Origin of the sequence: Streptomyces sp. NPDC006261 (assembly GCF_040613515.1) — a bacterium.
GTDB lineage: Bacteria > Actinomycetota > Actinomycetes > Streptomycetales > Streptomycetaceae > Streptomyces.
On record NZ_JBEXSI010000024.1, the window covers coordinates 32,538 to 53,908 of the forward strand.

Here is a 21,371-nt window from a genome sequence, read left to right on the forward strand (position 1 = left end):
GGGGTGAGGCGGGGCGCGGCCGGGCGGCCGGGTCCGTCACGGCGCCGAGTGGCGCACGACCAGTTCGGTGGGCAGCACGGCCGGGCCGTCCGGTACGGGCGTGCCGCCGAGGTGGGAGAGCAGCATCCGGGCCGCCGTCTCCCCCATCCGGCGGGTGGGCTGGCGCACGGTGGTGAGGGGCGGTTCGGTGTGTTCGGCCATCGGGATGTCGTCGAAGCCGACGACCGCGATGTCGTCCGGGACCCGGCGCCCGGCGGCACGCAGGGCCCGCAGCACGCCGGCCGCGCTGATGTCGTTGTGCGCGAAGACGGAGTCGAACTCGACGCCCCGGGCGAGGAGTTCCTCCATGGCGAGGCGGCCGCCGACTTCGGTGAAGTCGCCGTCGACGACGCGGACGTCGGGCAGGACCGAGCGGAATCCGCCGAGCCGGTCCCGTACGCAGCCGAAGTGCTGGGGTCCGGTGAGGACGACGGGCCTGGAGCGTCCGGCGGCGAGCAGGTGGCGGGCCGCCGACGCTCCTCCCTCGTGGTTGGTGGTCACGACGGAGGGGAATGCGGGGTGGTGGCCGCGGTCGTCGATGAGCACGATCGGCAGGCCGTCGCGGTGCAGGGCGGTGAGGTGGCTGAGGGTGTTCTCCGGCTCGACGACGACGAGCCCGTCGAAGGCGCGCGCCGACACCTGGCTGGTGAAGCGCTGGACGGACTCGGCGCCCCGGTTGCAGGTGAACAGCAGCAGCCCGTAGTCGGCGGCCTCGACGGTGTCGACGACCCCCTGGAGCAGTTCGCCCATCCACGGCCAGGTCAGCGAGGGGACCAGCATGCCGACGGTACGGCTGGAGCCGCGGGCCAGGCCCACGGCTCCGGAGCTGGGCACATAGCCGAGCTGTGCGATCACTTCACGAACGCGGGCGGCGGTGGAACCGTCCACCTCGCCCTTGGTGTTGATGACCCGCGACACGGTCGTCTTGCTGACGCCGGCCTCACGGGCGACATCGGCGATGGTGACACGCATCGGGGCCTCCGTTGGACCAGGCAGGGGCAGGGCAAGGACAGGGCGGGGCAGAGCGGGGGCAGGGGCAGGGCGGTGCGGGCATACCGGGAGAGGCGTCCGGTACCGGTTCCGGAACCGGTACCGGCGTTGCGGCAGGAGTTAACCCCGCCGACACAGGGCCGTCAATACTTCACACCGAGATTGGTCCGGCCCCATCTGCTGACCAAGCGGGCGGCGTTGCGTGTTCACCTCTTGAACGCGTGAGAGCCGCCGCCCCGGGGTCGGGACGGCGGCTCTCGCGGGCGGGACGGGCCGCGCTATTCGGTCGGCTCCACCCCCGCCCGCAGCAGGCCGTAGGTGTACGCGTCCTCCAGCGCCTGCCAGGACGCCGCGATGACGTTCTCGGCGACCCCCACGGTCGCCCAGTCCGCGTCACCGTCGCCCGTGGTGATCAGGACCCGGGTGGTGGACTCGGTGCCGGTACGGCCCTCCAGGATGCGGACCTTGTAGTCGACCAGCTCCAGCTTGGCGAGCTGCGGGTAGATCCGCTCCAGGGCGACGCGCAGGGCCCGGTCCAGGGCGTTGACGGGGCCGTTGCCCTCGGCGGTGGCGACGATGCGCTCGCCCTTGGCCCAGAGCTTCACGGTGGCCTCGTTGGCGTGGGTGCCGTCGGGGCGGTCCTCGACGATCGCCCGCCAGGACTCCGTACGGAAGTAGCGCCGGGCCCTGCCCTCCACCTCGCCGCGCAGCAGGAGTTCGAAGGAGGCGTCGGCGGCCTCGTAGGTGTAGCCCTGGAGTTCGCGCTCCTTGACCCGCTCCACGACCCGGCCGACCAGCGCGCGGTCGTCGCCGAGGTCGACGCCGAGCTCCTTGCCCTTCAGCTCGATGGAGGCGCGGCCGGCCATGTCGGAGACCAGCATCCGCATGGTGTTGCCGACCAGCTCCGGGTCGATGTGCTGGTAGAGGTCCGGGTCGACCTTGATCGCGGAGGCGTGCAGCCCGGCCTTGTGGGCGAAGGCCGAGACACCCACGTACGGCTGGTGGGTGGAGGGGGTGAGGTTGACGACCTCGGCGATCGCGTGCGAGATCCGGGTCATCTCGGCGAGCGCACCCTCGGGCAGCACCTTCATGCCGTACTTCAGCTCCAGGGCGGCGACCACCGGGAAGAGGTTGGCGTTGCCGACCCGCTCGCCGTAGCCGTTGGCCGTGCACTGGACGTGGGTGGCGCCGGCGTCCACGGCGGCCAGGGTGTTCGCGACCGCGCAGCCGGTGTCGTCCTGGGCGTGGATGCCGAGCCGGGCGCCGGTGTCGGCGATCACGGTGGAGACGACGGCCTGGACCTGGGCGGGGAGCATGCCGCCGTTGGTGTCGCAGAGGATGACGACCTCGGCGCCCGCCTCGTGCGCGGTACGGACCACGGACTTGGCGTACTCGGCGTTGGCCCGGTAGCCGTCGAAGAAGTGCTCGCAGTCCACGAAGACCCTGCGGCCCTGTTCGCGCAGGTGGGAGACGGTGTCGCGGACCATTTCCAGGTTCTCGGCCAGGGTGGTGCGCAGGGCCAGCTCCACATGGCGGTCGTGCGCCTTGGCAACCAGCGTGATCACCGGCGCGGCGGAGTTCAGCAGCGCTTGCACCTGGGGGTCCTCGGCCGCGCTGCCACCGGCCCTGCGGGTCGCGCCGAACGCCACGAGCTGGGCGTTCTCGAATGCGATCTCCTGCTGTGCCCGGGCGAAGAACTCCGTGTCGCGCGGGTTGGCACCCGGCCAGCCGCCCTCGATGTACCCGACCCCGAAGGTGTCCAGGTGCCGGGCGATGGTCAGCTTGTCGGCGACCGTCAGGTTGATGCCCTCACGCTGAGCACCGTCGCGCAGTGTGGTGTCGAAGACATGGAAACTGTCGTCGGTGGCGTTGGCCTTGGTGGTCATGCTGATCTGACTCCTGTCGGATGAGTGGATCCGGACGATCGGGCTCCACTTGCCCCCATCATCCCGCGCGCTCCGCCCGGCCCGGGTGTGGCCGGAAAACGAAAAAACCCCTCGCGGGTGCGAGAGGTCTGCGCGCGGGTCTGGGGCACGATGGCCGCGCCGTACGTGGTGGTACGGGACGGTCACTGCGGACCGGCGCGCCTGCTGCCAATAATCATGACGAACGAGGACACGGCAGAAGTCTCGCACAGTGACGCCCTTGTGACTGCGGTGTCTCAGGATGCGGTCGTGACGCTGGTCGCATCCCTCAGTCAGCCGTAGGCGCCAGTGCCTCGTCCAGGAACTCCGCCGCCTGGGCCACCACCTGTTCCCGGCCCGTCCCCGGGATCCCCACCGTCACATGCACGCTGAACCCGTCCAGCAGCGCCCGCAGCCGGGTCGCGAACCGGTCGGCGTCCACCGTCCGGAACTCCCCACGCGAGACCCCCTCGGCGAGCAGCGCCACCAGGTCCCGGTGCCAGGCCCCCTCGATGGCCGCCTGCCGGGCCCTGGCGTCGTCGTCCGCGTTCTGCGAGCGGCCCCAGACCTCCAGCCAGAGCGTCCAGTGGGGGTCTCGGTGCCCGGCGGGAAGGTAGAGACCGATGTACGCGTCCAGCCGCTCGCGGGCGGTCCCCCGTTCGGCGAGGAGGGCGCGGCGCTCGGCCCCGAGACGGCCCTCGCTCCACTCCAGGGTGCGGAGCAGCAGTTCGTCCTTGGTGCGGAAGTAGTAGAGCAGGTGCCCGCTGCTCATCCCCACCTCGCGCCCGAGCCCCGCCATGGTCAGCCCGTCGAGCCCACGTGCGGCGATGGTGGCCATGGCTGCGGCGAGGACGTCCTCACGGGGCGGGGCGGCGTGGTGGGTGCGGCGGGGGGCGGGGGTCATGGGTCGGCTCGGGCCTTCGGCTGCTGGGTGTCAGATCTTCGGCTGCTGCTGGGTGATGCAGTGGATGCCTCCACCGCCGGCGAAGATCGTACGGGCGTCGACGAGGGTCACCGTACGGTCCGGGAAGAGGTCTCGGAAGATCGCGGCCGCCTCCTCGTCGCGCGGGTCGTCGAAGGCGCAGAGGATCACGGCCCCGTTGCAGAGGTAGTGGTTGATGTAGGAGTAGTCGACCCACTCGCCCTCCTCGTCGCGTAGCACGGTGGGCGCGGGCACCTCGATCACCTCCAGCGGGCGCCCCTCGGCATCCGTGGCGGCCCGCAGCACGGCCAGCAGTTCCCGGGAGACCTCGTGGTCGGGGTGGGCCGGGTCCGGCTGGACGTGGGCGACGACGGTGCCCGGGCGGACGAAGGCGGCCACGATGTCGACATGGCCGAGCGTGCCGTACGTCCCGTAGTCACCGGTCAGCCCACGGGGCAGCCAGATCGCCTTGCGGGTGCCGAGGCGGGCGTGGATCTCCGCCTCGACCTGTTCCCTGCTCCAGCCGGGGTTGCGCTCCTCGCCGAGCTGGACGGTCTCGGTGAGCAGGACGGTGCCCTCGCCGTCGACGTGGATGGCGCCGCCCTCGTTGACGAGCGGGGAGCTGTGCGCGGGGGTGCCGGTCAGCTCGGCGACGGCCCGGGCGATGTGCTGGTCGCTCTCCCAGCGGGCCCAGCCCTGGGCGCCCCAGCCGTTGAAGGTCCAGTCGACGGCGGCGAGCGTACGGCCGTCGGTGACGAAGGTGGGCCCGATGTCCCGCATCCAGGCGTCGTCCAGCGGCCGGACGACCAGCTCCGCCTCGGGGCCGAGCAGGGCGGCGGCCCCCTCCTCCTGCCCCGGCCCGACGACCATCGTGACCGGCTCGAACCGGCGTACGGCCCGGGCGACGGCGGCCCAGGCACGGCGCGCCTCCTCCAGCTCGGCGGCGGAGGCGAAGGTGGGGTTGGGCCCGGGCCAGGCCATCCAGGTGCGCTCGTGGGGAGCCCACTCGGGGGGCATGCGGAAGGGGGCGGGGGCGGCGGGCATGGGGGCTCCTGGTCGTGACGGCTTTAGAGTGCCACTCTAACCAGCGAATCTGTGTGTACGGAAGTTTCGTTCGAACCTATTTGAGTGCTGCTCTATTCACCTGGCAGGAAAAAGGCCGCACCGGCTGGGCGCCGGGTGCGGCCTGGTCCTGGCCGGAGGAGCCCCTAGCCGAGCGGGTGCATCCAGCCGTGGGTGTCCTCGGCGATGCCGCGCTGGATGTCCAGCAGGCGATCGCGCAGCTTCATCGTGACCTCGCCGGGCGTGCCGTCACCCTGGGTCCAGTCGCCACCCGCGGACTTCACGATGCCGACGGGGGTGATGACGGCGGCGGTACCGCAGGCGAAGACCTCCGTGAGAGTGCCCTTCGCGGAGTCGTCGCGCCACTGGTCGATGGAGACGCGGCCCTCCTCGGAGCCGTAACCGAGGTCGCGGGCGACCTTGAGGAGGGAGTCACGGGTGACGCCGGCGAGGAGGGAGCCGGTGAGGGAGGGCGTGATGATCTCCTTGGAGCCGTCCTCCTGCTCGTACACGAAGTACAGGTTCATACCGCCGAGCTCCTCGACCCACTTGTGCTCGACGGCGTCGAGGTAGGCGACCTGGGCGCAGCCGTGCGCGGCGGCCTCGGCCTGGGCCAGCAGGGACGCCGCGTAGTTGCCGCCGGTCTTGGCGTCGCCCACGCCGCCCGGGACGGCGCGGACGCGGTTCTCGGAGAGCCAGATGGAGACGGGCTTCACGCCGCCGGGGAAGTAGGCGCCGGCGGGCGAGGCGATGACCAGGAAGAGGTACTCGTTGGCCGGCTTCACGCCGAGGCCGACCTCGGTGGCGATCATGAACGGACGCAGGTAGAGGGACTCCTCGCCCCCATGGGCCGGGACCCATGCCTTGTCCTGCCGGACCAGCGCGTCACACGCCTCGATGAACGTCTCGACGGGCAGCTCCGGCATGGCCAGGCGCGCGGCCGAGCGCTGGAAGCGGCGGGCGTTGGCGTCGGGGCGGAACGAGGCGACCGAGCCGTCGGGCTGGCGGTAGGCCTTGAGCCCTTCGAAGATCTCCTGCGCGTAGTGCAGGGTCATGTTGGCCGGGTCCATCGACAGCGGGCCGTAGGGGACCAGCTCGGCGTCGTGCCAGCCGCGGCCCTCGGTCCAGCGGATCGTCACCATGTGATCGGTGAAGTGCCGGCCGAATCCGGGGTTGGCCAGGATCGCCTCGCGCTCCGCGTCGGACAGCGGGTTCGAGGAGGGCTTGAGCTCGATCGTGGGCGTCGTCATGAGTGCGTGTCCTTCACCGGTCTTGTGTGTGATGGACCGCGCCCACTCGCGTCTCGGACCGACGCTTTCCGGTCAGGTCCCAGGACGTCCGAGCTTCACCGCGAGCTGCGGCCCCGCGTTCGATTATCACTTGCGGGAGGCCGTGCACGAAATGGCGGGAATGCGGTCCAGGGGTCGATGGTGGCACCCGGGGGCCGCACAGGTGAAGCCGCCGGGCGCTGATGCGACCCGGCGGCTTCGAAGTGGAGTCGTCGGGTCAGCTCGCTACGCGTACCGCGAGCGCGTCACCGATCTCGTCGGTCGTACGCGCGGCAGCTCCGTCGCGCTCCGCGAGGTCGGCGGAGACGGCGTCCTCGATGCGTACGGCCTCGGCCTCGTAGCCGAGGTGGCGCAGCAGGAGGGCGACGGAGAGGACCGTGGCGGTCGGGTCGGCCTTGCCCTGCCCCGCGATGTCGGGGGCGGAGCCGTGGACCGGCTCGAACATCGACGGGAACGCGCCCGTCGGGTTGATGTTGCCGGAGGCGGCCAGGCCGATACCGCCGGTGACGGCGGCGGCGAGGTCGGTGAGGATGTCACCGAAGAGGTTGTCGGTGACGATGACGTCGAAGCGCTCCGGCTGGGTGACGAAGAAGATCGTCGCGGCGTCGACGTGCAGGTAATCGGTGCTGACCTGTGGGTATTCGGCGGCGACCCGGTCGAAGGTGTTCTTCCACAGGTGGCCGGCGTAGACGAGCACGTTGTTCTTGTGGACCAGCGTCAGCTTCTTGCGCGGGCGGGCCGCCGCTCGCTCGAAGGCGTCCCGGACCACGCGCTCGACGCCGTACGCCGTGTTGACGCTGACCTCGGTGGCGACCTCGGCGGGGGTACCGGTGCGCAGCGAGCCGCCGTTGCCCGTGTACGGGCCCTCGGTGCCCTCACGGACGACCACGAAGTCGATGTCGGGGCGGCCGGCGAGCGGGGTCGCGGTGTTCGGGAAGAGCTTGGAGGGGCGCAGGTTGATGAAGTGGTCGAAGGCGAAACGCAGCTTCAGCAGCAGCCCGCGCTCCAGGACGCCCGACGGCACGGACGGGTCGCCGATCGCGCCGAGGAGAATCGCGTCGTGACTCTTGAGCGCCTCCAGCTCCGCGTCCGGGAGGGTGTCGCCGGTGCGGTGCCAGCGCTGGGCGCCGAGGTCGTACTCCTTGGTCTCCAGCTTCACATCCTGCGGGAGGACAGCGTTGAGGACTTTGAGGCCCTGGGCCACGACTTCCTGGCCGATTCCGTCACCGGGGATCACTGCGAGATCGATGCTGCGAGACATGCGGGAAGCCTAACGGTGCGTCCCACCCCATGACATCCGACGTCCACCATGCGGACGAGCACAAGCGTGTTCGGGGCGTGCGGGCTGTTCGGGGTGGGGGCGAGCGGCGAGCGGTGCGCGCGGGCGGGCCTCTGCGGCTCAGTGACCGGTCGAGCCGCCGTTGTCCCGGCGGTCGAGGGCGCGCTGCAGGGCGGCGGCGGCGTTCTTGCGCTCGGCCTCGGCCTGGCGGGAGGAGTGACGGACGCGGCGGGTGGTGGTGTTGGCCATGATGGATCGACTCCTTGAGATCGCATGGATGCCGGGGGCAGGCCGCACATCGCGGTGCGGCGCCGAGGCCGGGCCGGGATCGGATTTCGAGGTGCCGGAAGGAGCGGGGAGCGTACGCCGCAGGGGGTGACCTGCTTCGGGGCGTGCGCCCGCAACCGCCACAGTCGCTCGATCGAGCGATTCGTTCGGCTCCCACAAAGCTAGGACAGTCGGGCCGCTCTGTCTCTACGGTTACTCGGACTTCCTACTATCTGAGACGGCCACTCCCCCGCGCTCCGCCCGCAGCTCCCGGATCATCGCCCGCACGGCGATGGATCCCGCCTGCTCAGGGGTGGTGAGGAAGCCGATCGACAGGGTGGGACGGCCCGCTCCGAGAGCAGTGATCCCGATTCCGTCGGGTGTCCGTACAGGGACGGACCGGGCATGACCGCCATGGCGAGATCACGGGACACCACCGAGAGCGCCGCTCCGTCGCCCCTCGCGCCGATCCGGCGCTCGCCGGTACCTACGGAGCAGGACAGGCGGGCACCCCCCGCTCGTCCGCCGCGCTCCCTACCATCGTCGCCGGCCTGACGACACGGCACACCGCCCGCACCCTCCACCTCGCCGCCCGCGATGCGCAGCAGGAGTTGGAGGACTTCCTGGTGCCGCATCCGCAGAGCGGAGCCGTCGTGCCCGAGGTCACGGTGGTGGACGAGTTGGAGCGGACGGTGGACGGGTTCCTCGGGATGCTGCGGGGCGAGATGCTGATCCGGGTCGCCGACCGAGGCCCTGCGGTCGACTGCTGCTCACCCGCCCTACAGCAGGTCGCCCTCGCGCCAGTCGAAGACGAGCGGGTGGCAGGCCGCGGGCAGGGCGTGCCCGGCGGCCGCGCGGACGTAGGTGCCGCCCTCCTCCTCCGGCAGCGCCACGGTCCCGTGCGGGCCGAGGGCGGCGAGGCTCCCCGGCCACACCTGCCAGCCGCGGGCCGCGTAGAGCGCGGCGCCCGCGTCGGAGGCGGACAGGGCGCCGAAGTCGTACGCCCCGTCGACGACCCGCTCCAGCGCGGCCATCACCCGGTGGCCGAGCCCCTGGCGGCGGCGGCCGGGGCGGACGGCGACGGCTTCGACGTATCCGGCGCGCAGCGAGCGGCCGTCGTGGAGCACCCGGCGCTGAGTGATCGAGCCGTGGGCGATGAGGAGTCCGCCGGTGTCGCGCACCAGGGCGTGGACGCCGCCGAGGGAGTGCTCCCAGTCGTCGTCGCCGAAGCCGCCGTCGAAGGCGGTGTCCAGCAGGGTGCGGATCTCGTCCCGTACAGCCGCGGTCAGCTCATAGGTGTGGGCGGCGTGCACCGCGGGGAGCTCGGTCATGCGCCCAGTTTCCCAGGCACCCGCTCCCACCAGGCACGCAGGGCCGATCCGGGCCGTGCCTGCTCCTGCCCGGGCAGGGTGCCCCGGACGGGAGCAGGACGCGTAGGCGGTACGGCGGTGGCCGCGGCTCAGTACACCGTGACGCCGTACGCCGACAGCGCCTCCACCACCGGCTGGTGGATGGCCGAGCCCGCGGTGCCGGAGCAGCCGGAGCTGCCGGAGTGGATGCCGAGGGCCACGGTTCCGGCGAAGTGGGCGCCGCCGCTGTCGCCTCCGGAGGAGCAGGCGGTGGTGCGGACCATGCCGTAGACGGGCCCGTCACCGTAGTTGACGGTGACGTTGACGGCGGTGACCGTGCCGGAGGTCACCTTGGTGGTGGAGCCGCTCTTGCGGATCGCCTGGCCGACGACGGCGTTGGCGGCGGAGGTGATGTCCTGGGTGGAGCCGTTGTAGAGGTCGACGGTCCCGGCGGGCGAGGAGCCGTCGGTGTAGCGGACGATGCCGTAGTCGTTGGTCGGGAAGCTGGTGCCCTCGCGGACGCCGATGACCGGACCTCCGGAGCTGGCCGACCAGTTGGCGGAGATGTTGGTGCAGTGTCCGGCGGTCACGAAGTAACGGGCTCCGCCTTTGGTGACGTTGAAGGCGGCCGAGCAGCGGCTGCCGCCACCGTGGATGGCTCCGCCGCCCAGCACCTCGCGGTGGAAGACTCCGGGTACGCGGCTGATGCTCACGGCTCCGCCGAGCCGTTCGGCGACGGCTTCGAGGCGGGCCATGTCCCGTGCGGAGACCGAGGAGTCGGCCTCGACGGCGACCTGGTTGGTGCGGGGGTCGACGCCCCAGGAGGTGCCGGTGATCTTCACCTCGGCCTCCAGGGCCCCCATGGCGGCGTCGAGCTGGGCGGCGCTGCGGGCCACCCGGCGCACGGTGGCCCCGGCGGCGCGGGCCTGCTCCTCGGCCCGGTCGGTGGTGACGGTGACGACCAGGTCGCCGGTCTCCCGGTCCAGGTAGGTTCCGGCGGTGTCGGCGCCCAGCCGGCGTTCGACGGCGGCGTCGAGTGCGTACGCGGCGGTGGAGGGGATCGCCGAGGGGGCAGCGGCGGCGATGTGGACCTCGGCCGCGGTGGCGGGAGTCGCGCCGAGGCCGAGGGCGCCGGCGAGGAGCAGCAGGGAGAGGCTCAGGGGCGCGCGGGAGTGGCGTCTCATGGGGGGAATCTCCTTCTCGGGTGACGTGGGGGGACGTACCGAGTAGGAATTTGACATGTTCATTACCGGACCACAAGACCGCCTGCCCCGCGGTGCACGCCGGCGGACAGCCGGTCCCGGTCACCGGACACTGACCGGGACCGGCCCCCGCCCTGACCGAACCCCCGCTTCCCCCGGCCGCCTCCGCCGCGCACACTGCGCCCATGCCCGACACGACACCCGCACCCCAGCAGTGGTCACCCACCCATGGCGACCCGTACCGCCCCGCCCCCTACCGCCCCCAGCGGACCGCCCCCGAGGAGTCCCTGGCGCGCGCCGCCCGGCTGCGGGAGCGCATGGACGAGCGCAGGACCGTCCGCGCCTTCTCCCCCGACCCGGTCCCCGAGCAGGTGCTGCGCGACGCCATCGCCTGCGCGGCCACCGCCCCCTCCGGCGCCCACCAGCAGCCGTGGACCTTCGTCCTGGTCAAGGACCCCGAGGTACGCCGCCGGATCCGGGAGGCCGCCGAGCACGAGGAGAAGCTGAGCTACGACGGGCGGCTCGGCGAGGAATGGCTCGCCGCACTGCGCCCGCTGGGCACCGACGCGGTCAAGGCCCATATGACGGACGCGCCCGCCCTGATCGTGGTGTTCCAGCAGCGCTACTGGCTGGGCGAGGACGGCACCAAGCGCAAGCACTACTACGTCGACGAGTCGGTCGGGATCGCGGTGGGGATGCTGCTCAGCGCCCTGCACCTGTCCGGGCTCGCGGCCCTGGTCCACACCCCGAGTCCGATGCGCTTCCTCCGCGAGGTGCTGAACCGACCGGAGAACGAGAAGGCGTTCGCCGTGATCCCCGTCGGCCATCCCGCCGACGACTGCGAGGTCCCCCACCTGGTACGCAAGTCGCTGGACCAGGTGCTGGTGGAGATATGAGGAGCCTCTTCACGAAGAGGCACGTACATGGAAACCGCCCCCCGGCCGGCAGGGGGACCGGTCGGGGGGCGGTGCTCGGGAATGGGCTCTCATGCGACCAAGAGCCCCCGCGGCTCCGGGGCGTCGCGCTGCGGCGCCCCGGGAGAGGGCGTCAGCCCTGGTGGGGGTAGGTGTACTCGGTCGGCGCGACCAGCGTCTCCTTGATGGCCCGGGTGAGCGTCCAGCGCTGGAGGTTCTGCGGGGCGCCGGCCTTGTCGCAGGTGCCGGAGGCCCGGCCGCCGCCGAAGGGCTGCTGACCGACGACGGCGCCGGTCGACTTGTCGTTGATGTAGAAGTTGCCCGCGGCGTAGCGGAGCTTGTCCATCGTGTACGCGGCGGCCGCACGGTCGCCCGCGATGACCGAGCCGGTCAGCGCGTAGTCGGAGACCGACTCCATCTGCTCCAGCATGGCGTCGTACTTCTCGTCCTCGTAGACGTGTACCGCGAGGATCGGGCCGAAGTACTCGGTCGTGAAGACCTCGTTCTCGGGGTCGGAGCAGACGATGACCGTCGGGCGGACGAAGTAGCCCACCGAGTCGTCGTAGGTGCCGCCGGCGACGATCTCGCACGCCGGGTCGGACTTCGCGCGGTCGATCGCGGCCTTGTTCTTGGCGAACGAGCGCTCGTCGATGACGGCCCCGATGAAGTTCGTCAGGTCGGTGACGTCACCCATCGCGATGGAGTCGGTCTCGGCCGCGAACTCCTCCTTGAAACCGGAGTTCCAGATGGAGGCGGGGACGTACGCACGGGAGGACGCGGAACACTTCTGGCCCTGGAACTCGAAGGAGCCGCGGGTCAGCGCGGTCTTCAGCACGGCGCGGTCGGCGCTCGGGTGCGCGACGACGAAGTCCTTGCCGCCGGTCTCGCCGACGAGCCGCGGGTAGCTGCGGTAGTTGGCGATGTTGTTGCCGACCGTCTTCCACAGGTGCTGGAAGGTGGGGGTCGAGCCGGTGAAGTGGATACCGGCCAGGTCGCGGTGGTTCAGCGCCACCTCGGAGACGGCCTTGCCGTCACCGGTGACCAGGTTGATGACGCCCTTGGGCAGACCGGCCTCCTCCAGGAGCTGCATCAGCAGCACGGCGGCGTGGGTCTGGGTCGGGGACGGCTTCCACACCACGACGTTGCCCATGAGGGCGGGGGCGGTGGGGAGGTTGCCCGCGATGGCCGTGAAGTTGAACGGCGTGATCGCGTAGACGAAGCCCTCCAGCGGGCGGTGGTCCATGCGGTTCCAGACACCCGGGGAGTTGGCCGGGGGCTGCTCGGCGAGGATCTGGCGCGCGTAGTGCACGTTGAAGCGCCAGAAGTCGATGAGCTCGCAGGGGGTGTCGATCTCGGCCTGCTGGGCGGTCTTGGACTGGCCGAGCATGGTGGAGGCGGCCAGCGTCTCGCGCCAGGGGCCCGACAGCAGCTCGGCGGCGCGCAGGATGATCGCCGCGCGGTCGTCGAAGGCCATCGCGCGCCAGGCCGGAGCCGCGGCGAGGGCCGCGTCGACGGCGTCCTGGGCGTCCTGCTCGGTGGCGCCGGCGAAGGTGCCGATGACGGCCTGGTGGTTGTGCGGCTGTACGACGTTGACCCGCTCGCCGCCGCCCATCCGCTTCTCGCCGCCGATGGTCATCGGCAGGTCGATCGGATTGTCGGCGAGCTCCTTGAGCTTCACCTCCAGACGGGCGCGCTCCGGGGAGCCCGGGGCGTAGGAGTGAACCGGCTCGTTGACCGGCGCGGGGACCTGGGTGACGGCGTCCATGAGTGCCTTGTCTCCTTTGGTGTCGACGGGGGGTGTGGGTCGGCCCGGGGCCGTCTCAGCCCTTGGTGAGGATCGAGCGGCCGAAGAACAGCAGGTTGGCCGGCTTCTCCGCGAGGCGGCGCATGAAATATCCGTACCAGTCGGTGCCGTACGCCGTGTAGACGCGCATCCGGTGGCCCTCGGCCGCTAGCCGGATGTGCTCGTCGCTGCGGATGCCGTACAGCATCTGGAACTCGTACTCATCCAGTTTGCGCCCGGCCTGGCGGCCCAGCTCCTGGGCGATGGCGATGAGACGGGGATCGTGGGACCCGATCATCGGGTAGCCCGCGCCCGCCATCAGGATCCTGGTGATGCGGACGTACGCCTTGTCGATCTCGGCCTTGTCCTGGTACGCGACGGAGGCGGGCTCCTTGTAGGCGCCCTTCACGATACGGACGCGGCTGCCGGACTCGGCCAGCCGGCGGGCGTCGTCCTCGGTGCGGAACAGGTAGGACTGGATGACGCAGCCGGTCTGCGGGAAGTCCTTCCGCAGCTCCTCGTGGATGGCGAACATCGAGTCGAGGGTGGTGTGGTCCTCGGCGTCCAGAGTGACGGTGGTGCCGATGGCGGCCGCCGCCTCGACGACGGGGCGCACGTTGGCGAGGGCGAGCTCGTGGCCGTTCTCCAGCGCCTGGCCGAACATCGACAGCTTGACGGACATCTCGGCGCGCGGGCCCAGGTCCAGGGCTTTCAGGCGCTCGATGAGCTCCAGGTAGGCGTCACGGGCGGCCTCGGCCTGCGCGGGGGTGGTGATGTCCTCGCCGACGACGTCGAGCGTGACCTCCAGCCCCCTGTCCGCGGCGTCCTCGACGATCGGCACGACCTGGTCGACGGTCTCCCCGGCGATGAAGCGGTCGACGACCTGCTTGGTGCCGGGCGCGGCCGAGACGAACCGGCGCATCTTGTCGCTGCGGGATGCGGCGAGAATCACGGGACCCAGCACGGGGTACCTCCACGAATGTACGGACGAGGGGCCGTAACGGCGGATACATGAACGTAGGTGAACGGGCATGAACGGACCGGTACGGCACGGATAACCACTGTGAAATCTAGGCACCGCTCCCGCCCTGTGCCATCGACACCTGTCACGCATCCGTGGCCGCCGTCTCAGACATCTGTATGAAGAGACGTGGGGAGGGGTGCGAGAATGGCGGTGTGACAGGCGATTACCAGGAACTGGTCGACGAGATCTCCGCCCTCCTCGGCGCCCCAGCCACCCTGGAGAACCGCGATTTCGGCCTGGTCGCCTTCGGGGCCCACGACAGCGACGACGACACGGCGATGGACCCGGTCCGGACCCGCTCGATCCTCACCCGCCGCTCCACCCCCGCCGTCCGCGCCTGGTTCGAGGGGTTCGGCATCACCCGGGCGGCCGGCCCGGTCCGGATCCCCGCCGCCCCGGAGGCCGGGGTCTTCCGGGACCGTGTGTGCCTTCCGGTACGCCATCGGGGTGTCGTCCTCGGTTACGTCTGGCTGCTCGACACCGACCCCGGGCCGACCGACGAGCAGCTGGCCGCCGCGATGGAGGTCGCCGCCCGGATCGGGGCGCTGCTCTTTCACGAGGCGCGGGCGGGCGCGGACCTCTCGCGGGAGTTCGGCGCGGTGCTGACGGCCGGGCCCGGACGGCAGCACGAGACGGCGGTCGCGGCGCTGCGGGAGGCGCTGGGGCAGGACGCGGAGGGGCTGCACGCGGTGGTGTGCGTGACACCCTGGGGCGCCGACGACACGCCGTCGGTACGGGGGGTCGCCTCGGCGGCCGCGCTGGCGACGGTCACCGGAGCTGGGGGCGCCGGGCCCGTGTCGCTGGCCGCGCTCGTCCGGCTGCGCTCGGCGGACCGGCTGGACCCGGCGACCAGCGCCGCGGAGCGTCTGCGTACGGGGGCGGGCCCGGGCGCCACCGGAGGGATCGCGGCGCCCCGCCGGGGCCTGGACGCACTGCCGGCCTCCTGGCGCGAGGCCACGGCGGCGGCCCGCGCGGCCCGCGCCGAGAGCCGCTTCGGCCCGGTCGCCCGCTGGTCGGCGATCGGCGCCTACCGCCTGCTCACCGCCCTCCCCGGCACCGGAACGGATCCGGCCGACCCGGCGGTCGCCTCGCTGCTGACCCCGCTGCACAAGGAGCTGGCGCACACGGCGGAGGTGTTCCTGGACCGCGCGGGCCAGGCGAGCCGGACGGCGGCCGAGCTGGGCATCCACCGCCAGACGCTCTACTACCGCCTCACCCGGATCGAGCAGATCACCGGCCTCGACCTGGGTGACGGCGAGGACCGGCTGCTGCTGCACATGGCGGTGAAGCGGGCACGGCTGTAGGGGGCGCGGCTGTGGCGGCCCGGCTGCAGGGCCGGTCCGCGGCCTCCTACCCCGGGGGCTTCCGGAGGCCGGACCGACGCCGTGAGGGCACAATCGAAGTGCCTCTCCGAAGATCCGTACGGAAAAGGGGGAACCACGTGGACCACCGTCCGGGCCGGGCGGGCACCACACTCGGTGCCGTACTCGACGGCCTGTCTGTCCCGCGGTTCCTCCGGCGCGCCGTGGACGCGGCCGCGGCGGTGAGCGGCACCCGCCGCCTGGAGTGGCTCAGCGCGGCGGGCGACCACATCGGTACGACGCTCGACCTGGACCGTACCGCCCAGGAACTGGCGGACTACGTCGTGCCGAGACTGGCCGACGCAGCGGCGGTCGACCTGCTGGAATCCATCCTGACCGGAGGCGAGGGGGAACGGAGCGGGTCGGCGCAGGCCCCTCGGACCCGGGCCATGGCCGTGGCACAGATCAGTCGGCTCCAGCACCTCGAACCGGATCCGGTGGGGGAGCTGACCACCGTCCATACTTCCAAGTTGGCCCATCAGTGCCTGACCACGCGCCGACCGATCCTGGTGAGGAGGATCGCACCGGACCAGTACGAGTACATCGCACCCACCTCGCACGCCGCCCGCACCATGCGTCGCGCGGGAGTGCACAGTTACCTGGTGCTGCCCCTGGTCTCACGGGGTGTCCTTCTGGGACTCGTCGACTTCCTCCGGTCCGGCGACAGGCCACCGTTCACGCAGGCCGATGTGGCCCTGGCGTGCGAGCTGGCGACGAAAGCCGCGGTGTTCGTGGACAACGCCCGCCTGTACGGCCGTGAGCGCACAGCCGTCGTCACGCTGCAACGCGCCCTGCTCCCCCGGGCCGCTCCCTCCACCCCGGGCCTCCAGGTCGTGTCGAGCTACCGGCCCGCCGTCGACCCCGGTGGCGTGGGCGGCGACTGGTTCGACGTGGTCGCCCTGCCGAGCGGACGCAGTGCCCTCGTCGTGGGAGACGTGATGGGCCATGGCCTGGCGGCCGCGGCGACCATGGGCCGGCTGCGCTCCGTCGCCCGTACGCTCCTGGGGCTGGACATCGCACCGGCACGCGTACTGGCCCGGCTCGACCTCGCGGCCCGCGACCTGGAGGAGGACCAGGTCGCCACCTGCCTGTGCGCCGTCTACGACCACGCCGACCGGACGTACCGGCTGGCCAGCGCGGGTCACCTGCCGCCCTTGATGATCGACGCCGCCGGTCGTTCCGCCTTCCTGGACGTGCCCTCGGGTGCACCCCTGGGTGCGGGAGTCATCCCCTACGACCAGGTGACGGCCCGGATGCCGGAGGGCAGCCGCATCGTGATGTACACCGACGGGCTGATCAAGAACCGGCACGAGGACATCGATGTTCTGCTGGAACGCCTGCGTGCGGCGGTCGAGGGCCCGCGGACCGTTCTGTCGGACAGCTGCGAGGCGGCGTGGACCGGGACCGACAGCTGCGGTGGTGCGCGATTCGACGACGCCGTCATGCTCATGGCGGAGACCTTGTCGCAACCCGACGCGGAAGTGGTCGTCTGGCCCCTCCCGGCGGACGGGTCGGCCGCCGGAGCCGCGCGCCGTCTGGTCCGCGCCCAGCTGGAACGCTGGTCGCTCTCCGAACTGGCGGACGTCACCGAACTGGTCGTGAGCGAACTCGTCGGCAACGCCCTCCGTTACGGCGGTGGACCGAGCGGGCTCCGCCTGCTGCGCCACGACCGGCTGTGCGTCGAGGTCGCGGACATCGGGCCGGACCTGCCCCAGATCCAGCACGCCCCCCTCAGCGCCGAGGGCGGCCGTGGTCTCCAGCTGATCAACATGCTCTGCCGCCGGTGGGGTTCCTGCCGGACGCCCGAGGGCAAGGTCGTCTGGGCCGAGCAGGATCTGCCCCGCCAGTAGTTCCCGGGGCAGCAGGTGACTGGCAGCGAGCAGGCCGGCCTCCGGCCTTCGTCATCGGCCTGCCCTTGCCCGGCAAACCCCGGCAACCCCGGCAACCGCAACGGCTGCCGGGCGTGGGCGGAATCCGGCTACTGCCGGGCCACCGCCCGTTCGCCGACCAAGGCGGCCAGCACCAGCGGTGCGTCGCCGTCGCTGTGACCGACGGTCAGGGCGGCCCAGCGGCCGTCCGGAGCGGCCGGGTCCCAGAGGGTCAGGTCCCCGTACAGGTCCTCGGCGAACAGGGCCTGGAACAGCGGCTCGACGGGGGCGCCCGCCTGCCACGCGCGCAGCGGCCCGTGCAGAGGGAGCATGCGGTGCGGGCCCCAGCGGCGGTCCAATTCCTCTGCGAGGGCGGCCAGATGGGCATCGGCGGCCTCTTCGGCGTCGTTCCACTCGGGGGCGTACACGCCGGTCAGCGGGTCGCCCTCCCAGAGCGGCACGATGCGGAAGCCCGCGCCCTCGGTGGCGGTCCACTCGCCGGTCGCCGGGTCGCCCTGCGCGGTGGTGGGGCCGGCGGGCGGTACGGGGGTGGCGAGGAGCTGCTCGGCCTCGGCGACCGCCCGGACGAGCTCGAAGGGCTCCCCCGCCCGGGAGGTCACAGAACGGCCGGGGCAGACGCGGGGGCGACTGTGCGGGTCACAGCACCGCCCGGTCCATCGGGCGGGGCAGCGGCACCAGGGCCCCGGCCTCGCGCAGGCACTCGTACGCGCGCACCACCGCCGCGCTGTCGCCGGGGGCCGCAATGCTCAACAGCTCGCCCCCGCCAGGGAGTTCCTGGCGGACCGCCTCCAGATCCTCCGGTACGAGGGCGGCGCGGGCCGGAGAGAGGTAGCCGGTCCGGCCCACGACCGGGTCGCCGACCGAGAACCCGGCCTCGTCCTCCAGCGCGTCCAGCACGTCGTCGTCGCTCACGTCGCCGAAGTCCGGCTCCCACACCCGGGCGAGGAGGGTGAGGAGGTCCTCCTCGGGGACGGGGGCGTCGTCCGGGGCGTGCAGGACGATCGCGAGCGACTGGAGCAGGAACTCCGGCCGCCCGCCCGCCAGTCCGCTGACCTCCGCCTCCCAGCCGGGCGTTCCCGTGCCGACCAGACGCAGCCCGGTGCCCGTCAGGTCCGACCAGTCGGTGGCGCTCTGGGCGGTGCGCACCGCGTCGAGCAGGGCCTTCCCCTCGGGGCTGAAGGCGGTGGCGGGTCCGTTCCCGTGGACCTGGCTCCAGGCGTCAGCCACCTGCGGCACCAGGCCGGCGAGCCCGTCGAGGGTCTGCTGCCACCGGTCGGCCAGAGCGTCGGCGGACTCGGGCCTCGGGCCCCAGAAGCCCCGCACTACACGTCGCATGCTGATCTCTCTCCTCCGTCGCCGGACCGCTCCGGGTCCCCCACGCGTGCAGGCTACTCGGCTACTCGTCGAAGGCTCCGGGCTTCCTGGTGCTGTCGCCCGGTTTCACCGGCGTGGGGACCACCTTGATCGGCAGCCCCTCGTCCCGGAACGCCTTGCGGGCCGCCTTCGCGACCTCCGGGTCCGAGAAGTGCCACTCCACCGGCTTGCCGCCGGCCGCCTCCACCTGGGCGCGGGCCTCCGCCACGAACTTGTCCTTGCCGGACGGGGTGAGCGTGCCCGGGTCGGTCTTGGAGAGGTAGCTGCCGTAGCCGTTCTTGGCCTCCAGGTACGTCTGCCGGGAGGAGTCCCAGCCGTCGTACTCCACGGCCGGCTTGCCCTCGCGGGGGTGCGGTACGACGTACTCCTGGCCCCGGTTCGTGCCCGTGATCTGCTCCTGGTAGCGGAGCCAGGACTCGTTCTTCCAGTTGGGCGCGGGGTTGCGGTCCCGGCTCGCCCAGTAGCCGTCGCCCGCGTCCGCGTCGCCGAGCGTGCGGCTCCTGAGGTCGTCCGCCCAGGACGGCGGGTCGTAGTTGCGCGGGTCGGAGGTGTCGTTGCGCTGCGGCTCGGGGTGCTGCTTCTTCTCCAGCTCCGCCTTCCGCGCCCGCTCCGGCTCCTCCAGCCGCTTCTGCTCCAGGTGAGCGGCGCGTTCCTGTTTACGAGCTTCCGCCGCCGCGGCCTTGGCCGCCTCGTCGCACCCGCCGTTGGCCAGGACCACCCGGCCCGGCGAGCCGCCCGCCAGCACCCCCGTACGGTCGCCGGGGACGCCGCCGGTGGCCCCGCCCCCGTACCGCACCGGGGGTGGTGGCCCGGAGGCGATGGCACAACCCGTCCGGCGGGCCGCGTCCTCGGCGCTGTCCGCCGCCTCGTCCGCCTCCTTCGCCGCCTTGCGCACGCCGTCGAGGTCGCCCGCCTCCGCCGCCTTGCGGGCCCGCCGCGCGGCAGCGCCCGCGTCACCCGCCGCGTCCGCGACCTCGGAGGCCACCTTGCCGACCTTGCCGAGCTTTCCGGCCTTGCCGACCACCTTGGCCACGTTGTAGCCGGGGATGAAGAGCGAGCCGACGTTCCAGATCACATCGGTGACGGCCCGGGTCTTCTCCCCGTTGTTCCAGCGCTCGCGGACCTCGTCCCCGACGAAGACGTCGTCCCCGACCGTGACCACGGTGCCGACGGAGGCCTTGCCCCAGTCCCAGATCGCGCCCGGGTAGTCGCCGTCGCTCCACTTGTCGCCCGCGCCCTGGGAGTCCTTCGTCCACTGGTCACCGAGCTGACGGCCGTAGTCGGCGAGACCGGCCCACGTCTCGGGCTTGAACAGGTCGATGATCCCGGAGATGTCGCCCCAGACGCCGTCGACCACCAGGCCCTTGAAGACCTGCGTCGTACGGTCCCAGGCGCAGCCGAAGAAGCCCCAGCCGCCGCAGTCCTCCTGTTCGCCGGCCTTCTCGCCTCCGCTGTTCTCGCCGTCCCCCTCCGCCGAGGCGGGTAGGTCGTAGTCGGCCTCGGGCTCCTCGTTGTCCTCGGGGAAGGTGTCCTCGCCGGTGCCGGGGCGCCCATCGTCGTCGGGGCCTCCGGTGCCGCCGGCTGTAGCGGGGCCGGAGGTGTCGGACGAGCCGGTGGAGCCCGTGGTGCCGGACGGGCCGGTGGAGCCGGAGGTCTCGCCGCCGGATCCGCCCGTACCACCGGGCACGCCCGTACCGCCTGTCGCGTCGCCGCCGGAGGCTCCCGTACCGCCCGTGACCGTGGAGCCCGCATCCGTACCACCGGACGAACCGCCGTCGGCGCCCCCGTCAGGGCCCGGGGGCGAACCGCCGTCCGCGCCACCCCCGTCCGCACCGCCCCCGTCGGCCCCCGTCCCGCCCGACGTGTCCCCCGCCTCCACCGAGCCGCTGCCACCCGAGACGGGGCACGAGCTGCCGGTCAGCGAGCAGATCGCCGACTGGAGCCCCTCCGTGATCCGGCCGCCGAGGCCCCCCACCGTCAGGGCCGCGATCAGCGCGACGACGATCAGGACCAGGCCCAGGTACTCCAGCGCGGACTGCCCCCGGTCCCGGCGCCAGGTGATCATGTACGGGAGCGAGAACTTCGGCGGTTCCCCGCGCTCCCGGGGCGGCAGCAGGAACCACGCCCGGCTCTGCGCCCGGCTCAGCAGCACCAGGATCACGACGGGCAGCACCAGCTGCGTGAGTCCGTCCGGTGAACCGTCGGCCAGGTTGCCGAGGCCGCCGATGATCAGCCAGGCCTGGACGGCGACGATCCCCCACCGGACGCGTCTGCCGCCCGTCCGCAGGTGCCAGGCCAGCAGTGCGCAGAACACCCCGGGGGCGGAGGCGTACAGCAGGATGCCGAGCACCTGCGCGCCCATGGCGTCGGCGGCGATCGCGGAGCCGGAGAGGCCGATCGCCCCGAGGGCCGTCGCGCCGACCAGGACGAGGAGCAGCACCCGCACCACGGCGAGCGGGCCCGGGAGGTCACGGCGGGGGGCGGCGGCCGGAGCCGGGCCTCCCGCTACGGGTATGCCACCGACAGCAGACATGCGTGATCCGACCCCCGGTGCCCATGAGTGACATGACAACCGGTCACCCTAGGGTCGCAACCTCTCACCCGTCGTGGGCCCCAGGACCCAACCCGGGGCCCATAGGGGCGGTTTGGTGTCGGACGCAAACGGCTGCCGGGCGCCCCCGGTGAAGGGGCGCCCGGCAGCCGGGTGCGCAACGGCGTCGTAC

17 protein-coding genes and 2 pseudogenes are annotated in these 21,371 nt (G+C 72.2%); 4 read left to right on the forward strand and 15 right to left on the reverse strand.

What is annotated here, in order from left to right:
- Positions 1 to 36: 36 nt before the first annotated feature.
- From ABZ154_RS17735 to ABZ154_RS17770, 8 genes and pseudogenes are all read right to left on the reverse strand, one after another.
- Positions 37 to 1,011 (reverse strand): LacI family DNA-binding transcriptional regulator, encoded by a 975-nt coding sequence (locus tag ABZ154_RS17735; protein WP_356833563.1) that lies wholly within the window; start codon positions 1,009 to 1,011, stop codon positions 37 to 39.
- 296 nt (positions 1,012 to 1,307) lie between these two features.
- Positions 1,308 to 2,915: a citramalate synthase gene (gene cimA / locus ABZ154_RS17740; protein WP_356833565.1), complete on the reverse strand. Its 1,608-nt coding sequence runs from the start codon at positions 2,913 to 2,915 to the stop codon at positions 1,308 to 1,310.
- A 307-nt stretch (positions 2,916 to 3,222) separates the two neighbouring features.
- Entirely contained in the window at positions 3,223 to 3,837 is a 615-nt protein-coding gene (locus ABZ154_RS17745; RefSeq protein WP_356833567.1) for a TetR/AcrR family transcriptional regulator, read from the reverse strand.
- Positions 3,838 to 3,867: 30 nt separating this feature from the next.
- A complete protein-coding gene (locus tag ABZ154_RS17750) occupies positions 3,868 to 4,899 on the reverse strand; it encodes an agmatine deiminase family protein (RefSeq protein WP_356833569.1) in 1,032 nt (343 codons plus the stop codon).
- A gap of 164 nt (positions 4,900 to 5,063) precedes the next feature.
- On the reverse strand, positions 5,064 to 6,167 hold the full coding sequence (locus ABZ154_RS17755; protein ID WP_356833571.1) for a branched-chain amino acid aminotransferase: 1,104 nt from the start codon (positions 6,165 to 6,167) through the stop codon (positions 5,064 to 5,066).
- Between the two features lie 256 nt (positions 6,168 to 6,423).
- Entirely contained in the window at positions 6,424 to 7,467 is a 1,044-nt protein-coding gene (locus tag ABZ154_RS17760; protein WP_356833573.1) for a 3-isopropylmalate dehydrogenase, read from the reverse strand.
- 138 nt (positions 7,468 to 7,605) lie between these two features.
- A complete protein-coding gene (locus ABZ154_RS17765) occupies positions 7,606 to 7,734 on the reverse strand; it encodes a hypothetical protein (RefSeq protein ID WP_015611586.1) in 129 nt (42 codons plus the stop codon).
- A 231-nt stretch (positions 7,735 to 7,965) separates the two neighbouring features.
- Positions 7,966 to 8,207: pseudogene (locus tag ABZ154_RS17770) on the reverse strand (LysR family transcriptional regulator); the annotation flags it as partial.
- A gap of 141 nt (positions 8,208 to 8,348) precedes the next feature.
- Here ABZ154_RS17770 and ABZ154_RS17775 point away from each other — a divergent pair.
- Positions 8,349 to 8,495: pseudogene (locus ABZ154_RS17775) on the forward strand (NADP-dependent oxidoreductase); the annotation flags it as partial.
- Between the two features lie 36 nt (positions 8,496 to 8,531).
- Here the strand turns inward: ABZ154_RS17775 and ABZ154_RS17780 are convergent.
- Together ABZ154_RS17780 and ABZ154_RS17785 are read right to left on the reverse strand one after the other, a co-directional pair.
- Complete coding sequence (locus ABZ154_RS17780; RefSeq protein ID WP_356833575.1) at positions 8,532 to 9,083, reverse strand: GNAT family N-acetyltransferase; 552 nt, start codon at positions 9,081 to 9,083, stop codon at positions 8,532 to 8,534.
- A 128-nt stretch (positions 9,084 to 9,211) separates the two neighbouring features.
- Positions 9,212 to 10,285 carry a S1 family peptidase gene (locus ABZ154_RS17785; RefSeq protein ID WP_356833577.1) on the reverse strand — a complete coding sequence of 358 codons (1,074 nt, stop codon included), beginning with the start codon at positions 10,283 to 10,285 and terminating at the stop codon, positions 9,212 to 9,214.
- A 203-nt stretch (positions 10,286 to 10,488) separates the two neighbouring features.
- On the opposite strand from ABZ154_RS17785, the gene ABZ154_RS17790 reads away from it, so the two are divergent.
- Positions 10,489 to 11,199 carry a nitroreductase family protein gene (locus tag ABZ154_RS17790; protein ID WP_356833579.1) on the forward strand — a complete coding sequence of 237 codons (711 nt, stop codon included), beginning with the start codon at positions 10,489 to 10,491 and terminating at the stop codon, positions 11,197 to 11,199.
- A 151-nt stretch (positions 11,200 to 11,350) separates the two neighbouring features.
- Here the strand turns inward: ABZ154_RS17790 and pruA are convergent, their stop codons facing one another.
- Positions 11,351 to 12,982 carry an L-glutamate gamma-semialdehyde dehydrogenase gene (pruA, locus tag ABZ154_RS17795; RefSeq protein ID WP_356833581.1) on the reverse strand — a complete coding sequence of 544 codons (1,632 nt, stop codon included), beginning with the start codon at positions 12,980 to 12,982 and terminating at the stop codon, positions 11,351 to 11,353.
- A gap of 55 nt (positions 12,983 to 13,037) precedes the next feature.
- Positions 13,038 to 13,964, reverse strand: coding sequence for a proline dehydrogenase family protein (locus ABZ154_RS17800; protein WP_356833583.1), 927 nt, complete (start codon positions 13,962 to 13,964; stop codon positions 13,038 to 13,040).
- Between the two features lie 212 nt (positions 13,965 to 14,176).
- Between ABZ154_RS17800 and ABZ154_RS17805 the strand changes: the two genes are divergently transcribed.
- Positions 14,177 to 15,328 carry a helix-turn-helix domain-containing protein gene (locus ABZ154_RS17805; RefSeq protein WP_356833585.1) on the forward strand — a complete coding sequence of 384 codons (1,152 nt, stop codon included), beginning with the start codon at positions 14,177 to 14,179 and terminating at the stop codon, positions 15,326 to 15,328.
- Positions 15,329 to 15,465: 137 nt separating this feature from the next.
- Positions 15,466 to 17,235 (forward strand): SpoIIE family protein phosphatase, encoded by a 1,770-nt coding sequence (locus ABZ154_RS17810; RefSeq protein WP_356833587.1) that lies wholly within the window; start codon positions 15,466 to 15,468, stop codon positions 17,233 to 17,235.
- A 128-nt stretch (positions 17,236 to 17,363) separates the two neighbouring features.
- Here ABZ154_RS17810 and ABZ154_RS17815 read toward each other — a convergent pair whose 3' ends face one another.
- From ABZ154_RS17815 to ABZ154_RS17825, 3 genes are all read right to left on the reverse strand, one after another.
- Positions 17,364 to 17,873: a hypothetical protein gene (locus ABZ154_RS17815; RefSeq protein ID WP_356833589.1), complete on the reverse strand. Its 510-nt coding sequence runs from the start codon at positions 17,871 to 17,873 to the stop codon at positions 17,364 to 17,366.
- A gap of 37 nt (positions 17,874 to 17,910) precedes the next feature.
- The gene (locus ABZ154_RS17820) at positions 17,911 to 18,609 is read right to left on the reverse strand and encodes a hypothetical protein (RefSeq protein ID WP_356833591.1); all 699 of its coding nucleotides are present in this window, start codon (positions 18,607 to 18,609) and stop codon (positions 17,911 to 17,913) included.
- A 61-nt stretch (positions 18,610 to 18,670) separates the two neighbouring features.
- Positions 18,671 to 21,181 carry a Tox-REase-5 domain-containing protein gene (locus tag ABZ154_RS17825; RefSeq protein ID WP_356833593.1) on the reverse strand — a complete coding sequence of 837 codons (2,511 nt, stop codon included), beginning with the start codon at positions 21,179 to 21,181 and terminating at the stop codon, positions 18,671 to 18,673.
- Between the last annotated feature and the right edge of the window lie 190 nt (positions 21,182 to 21,371).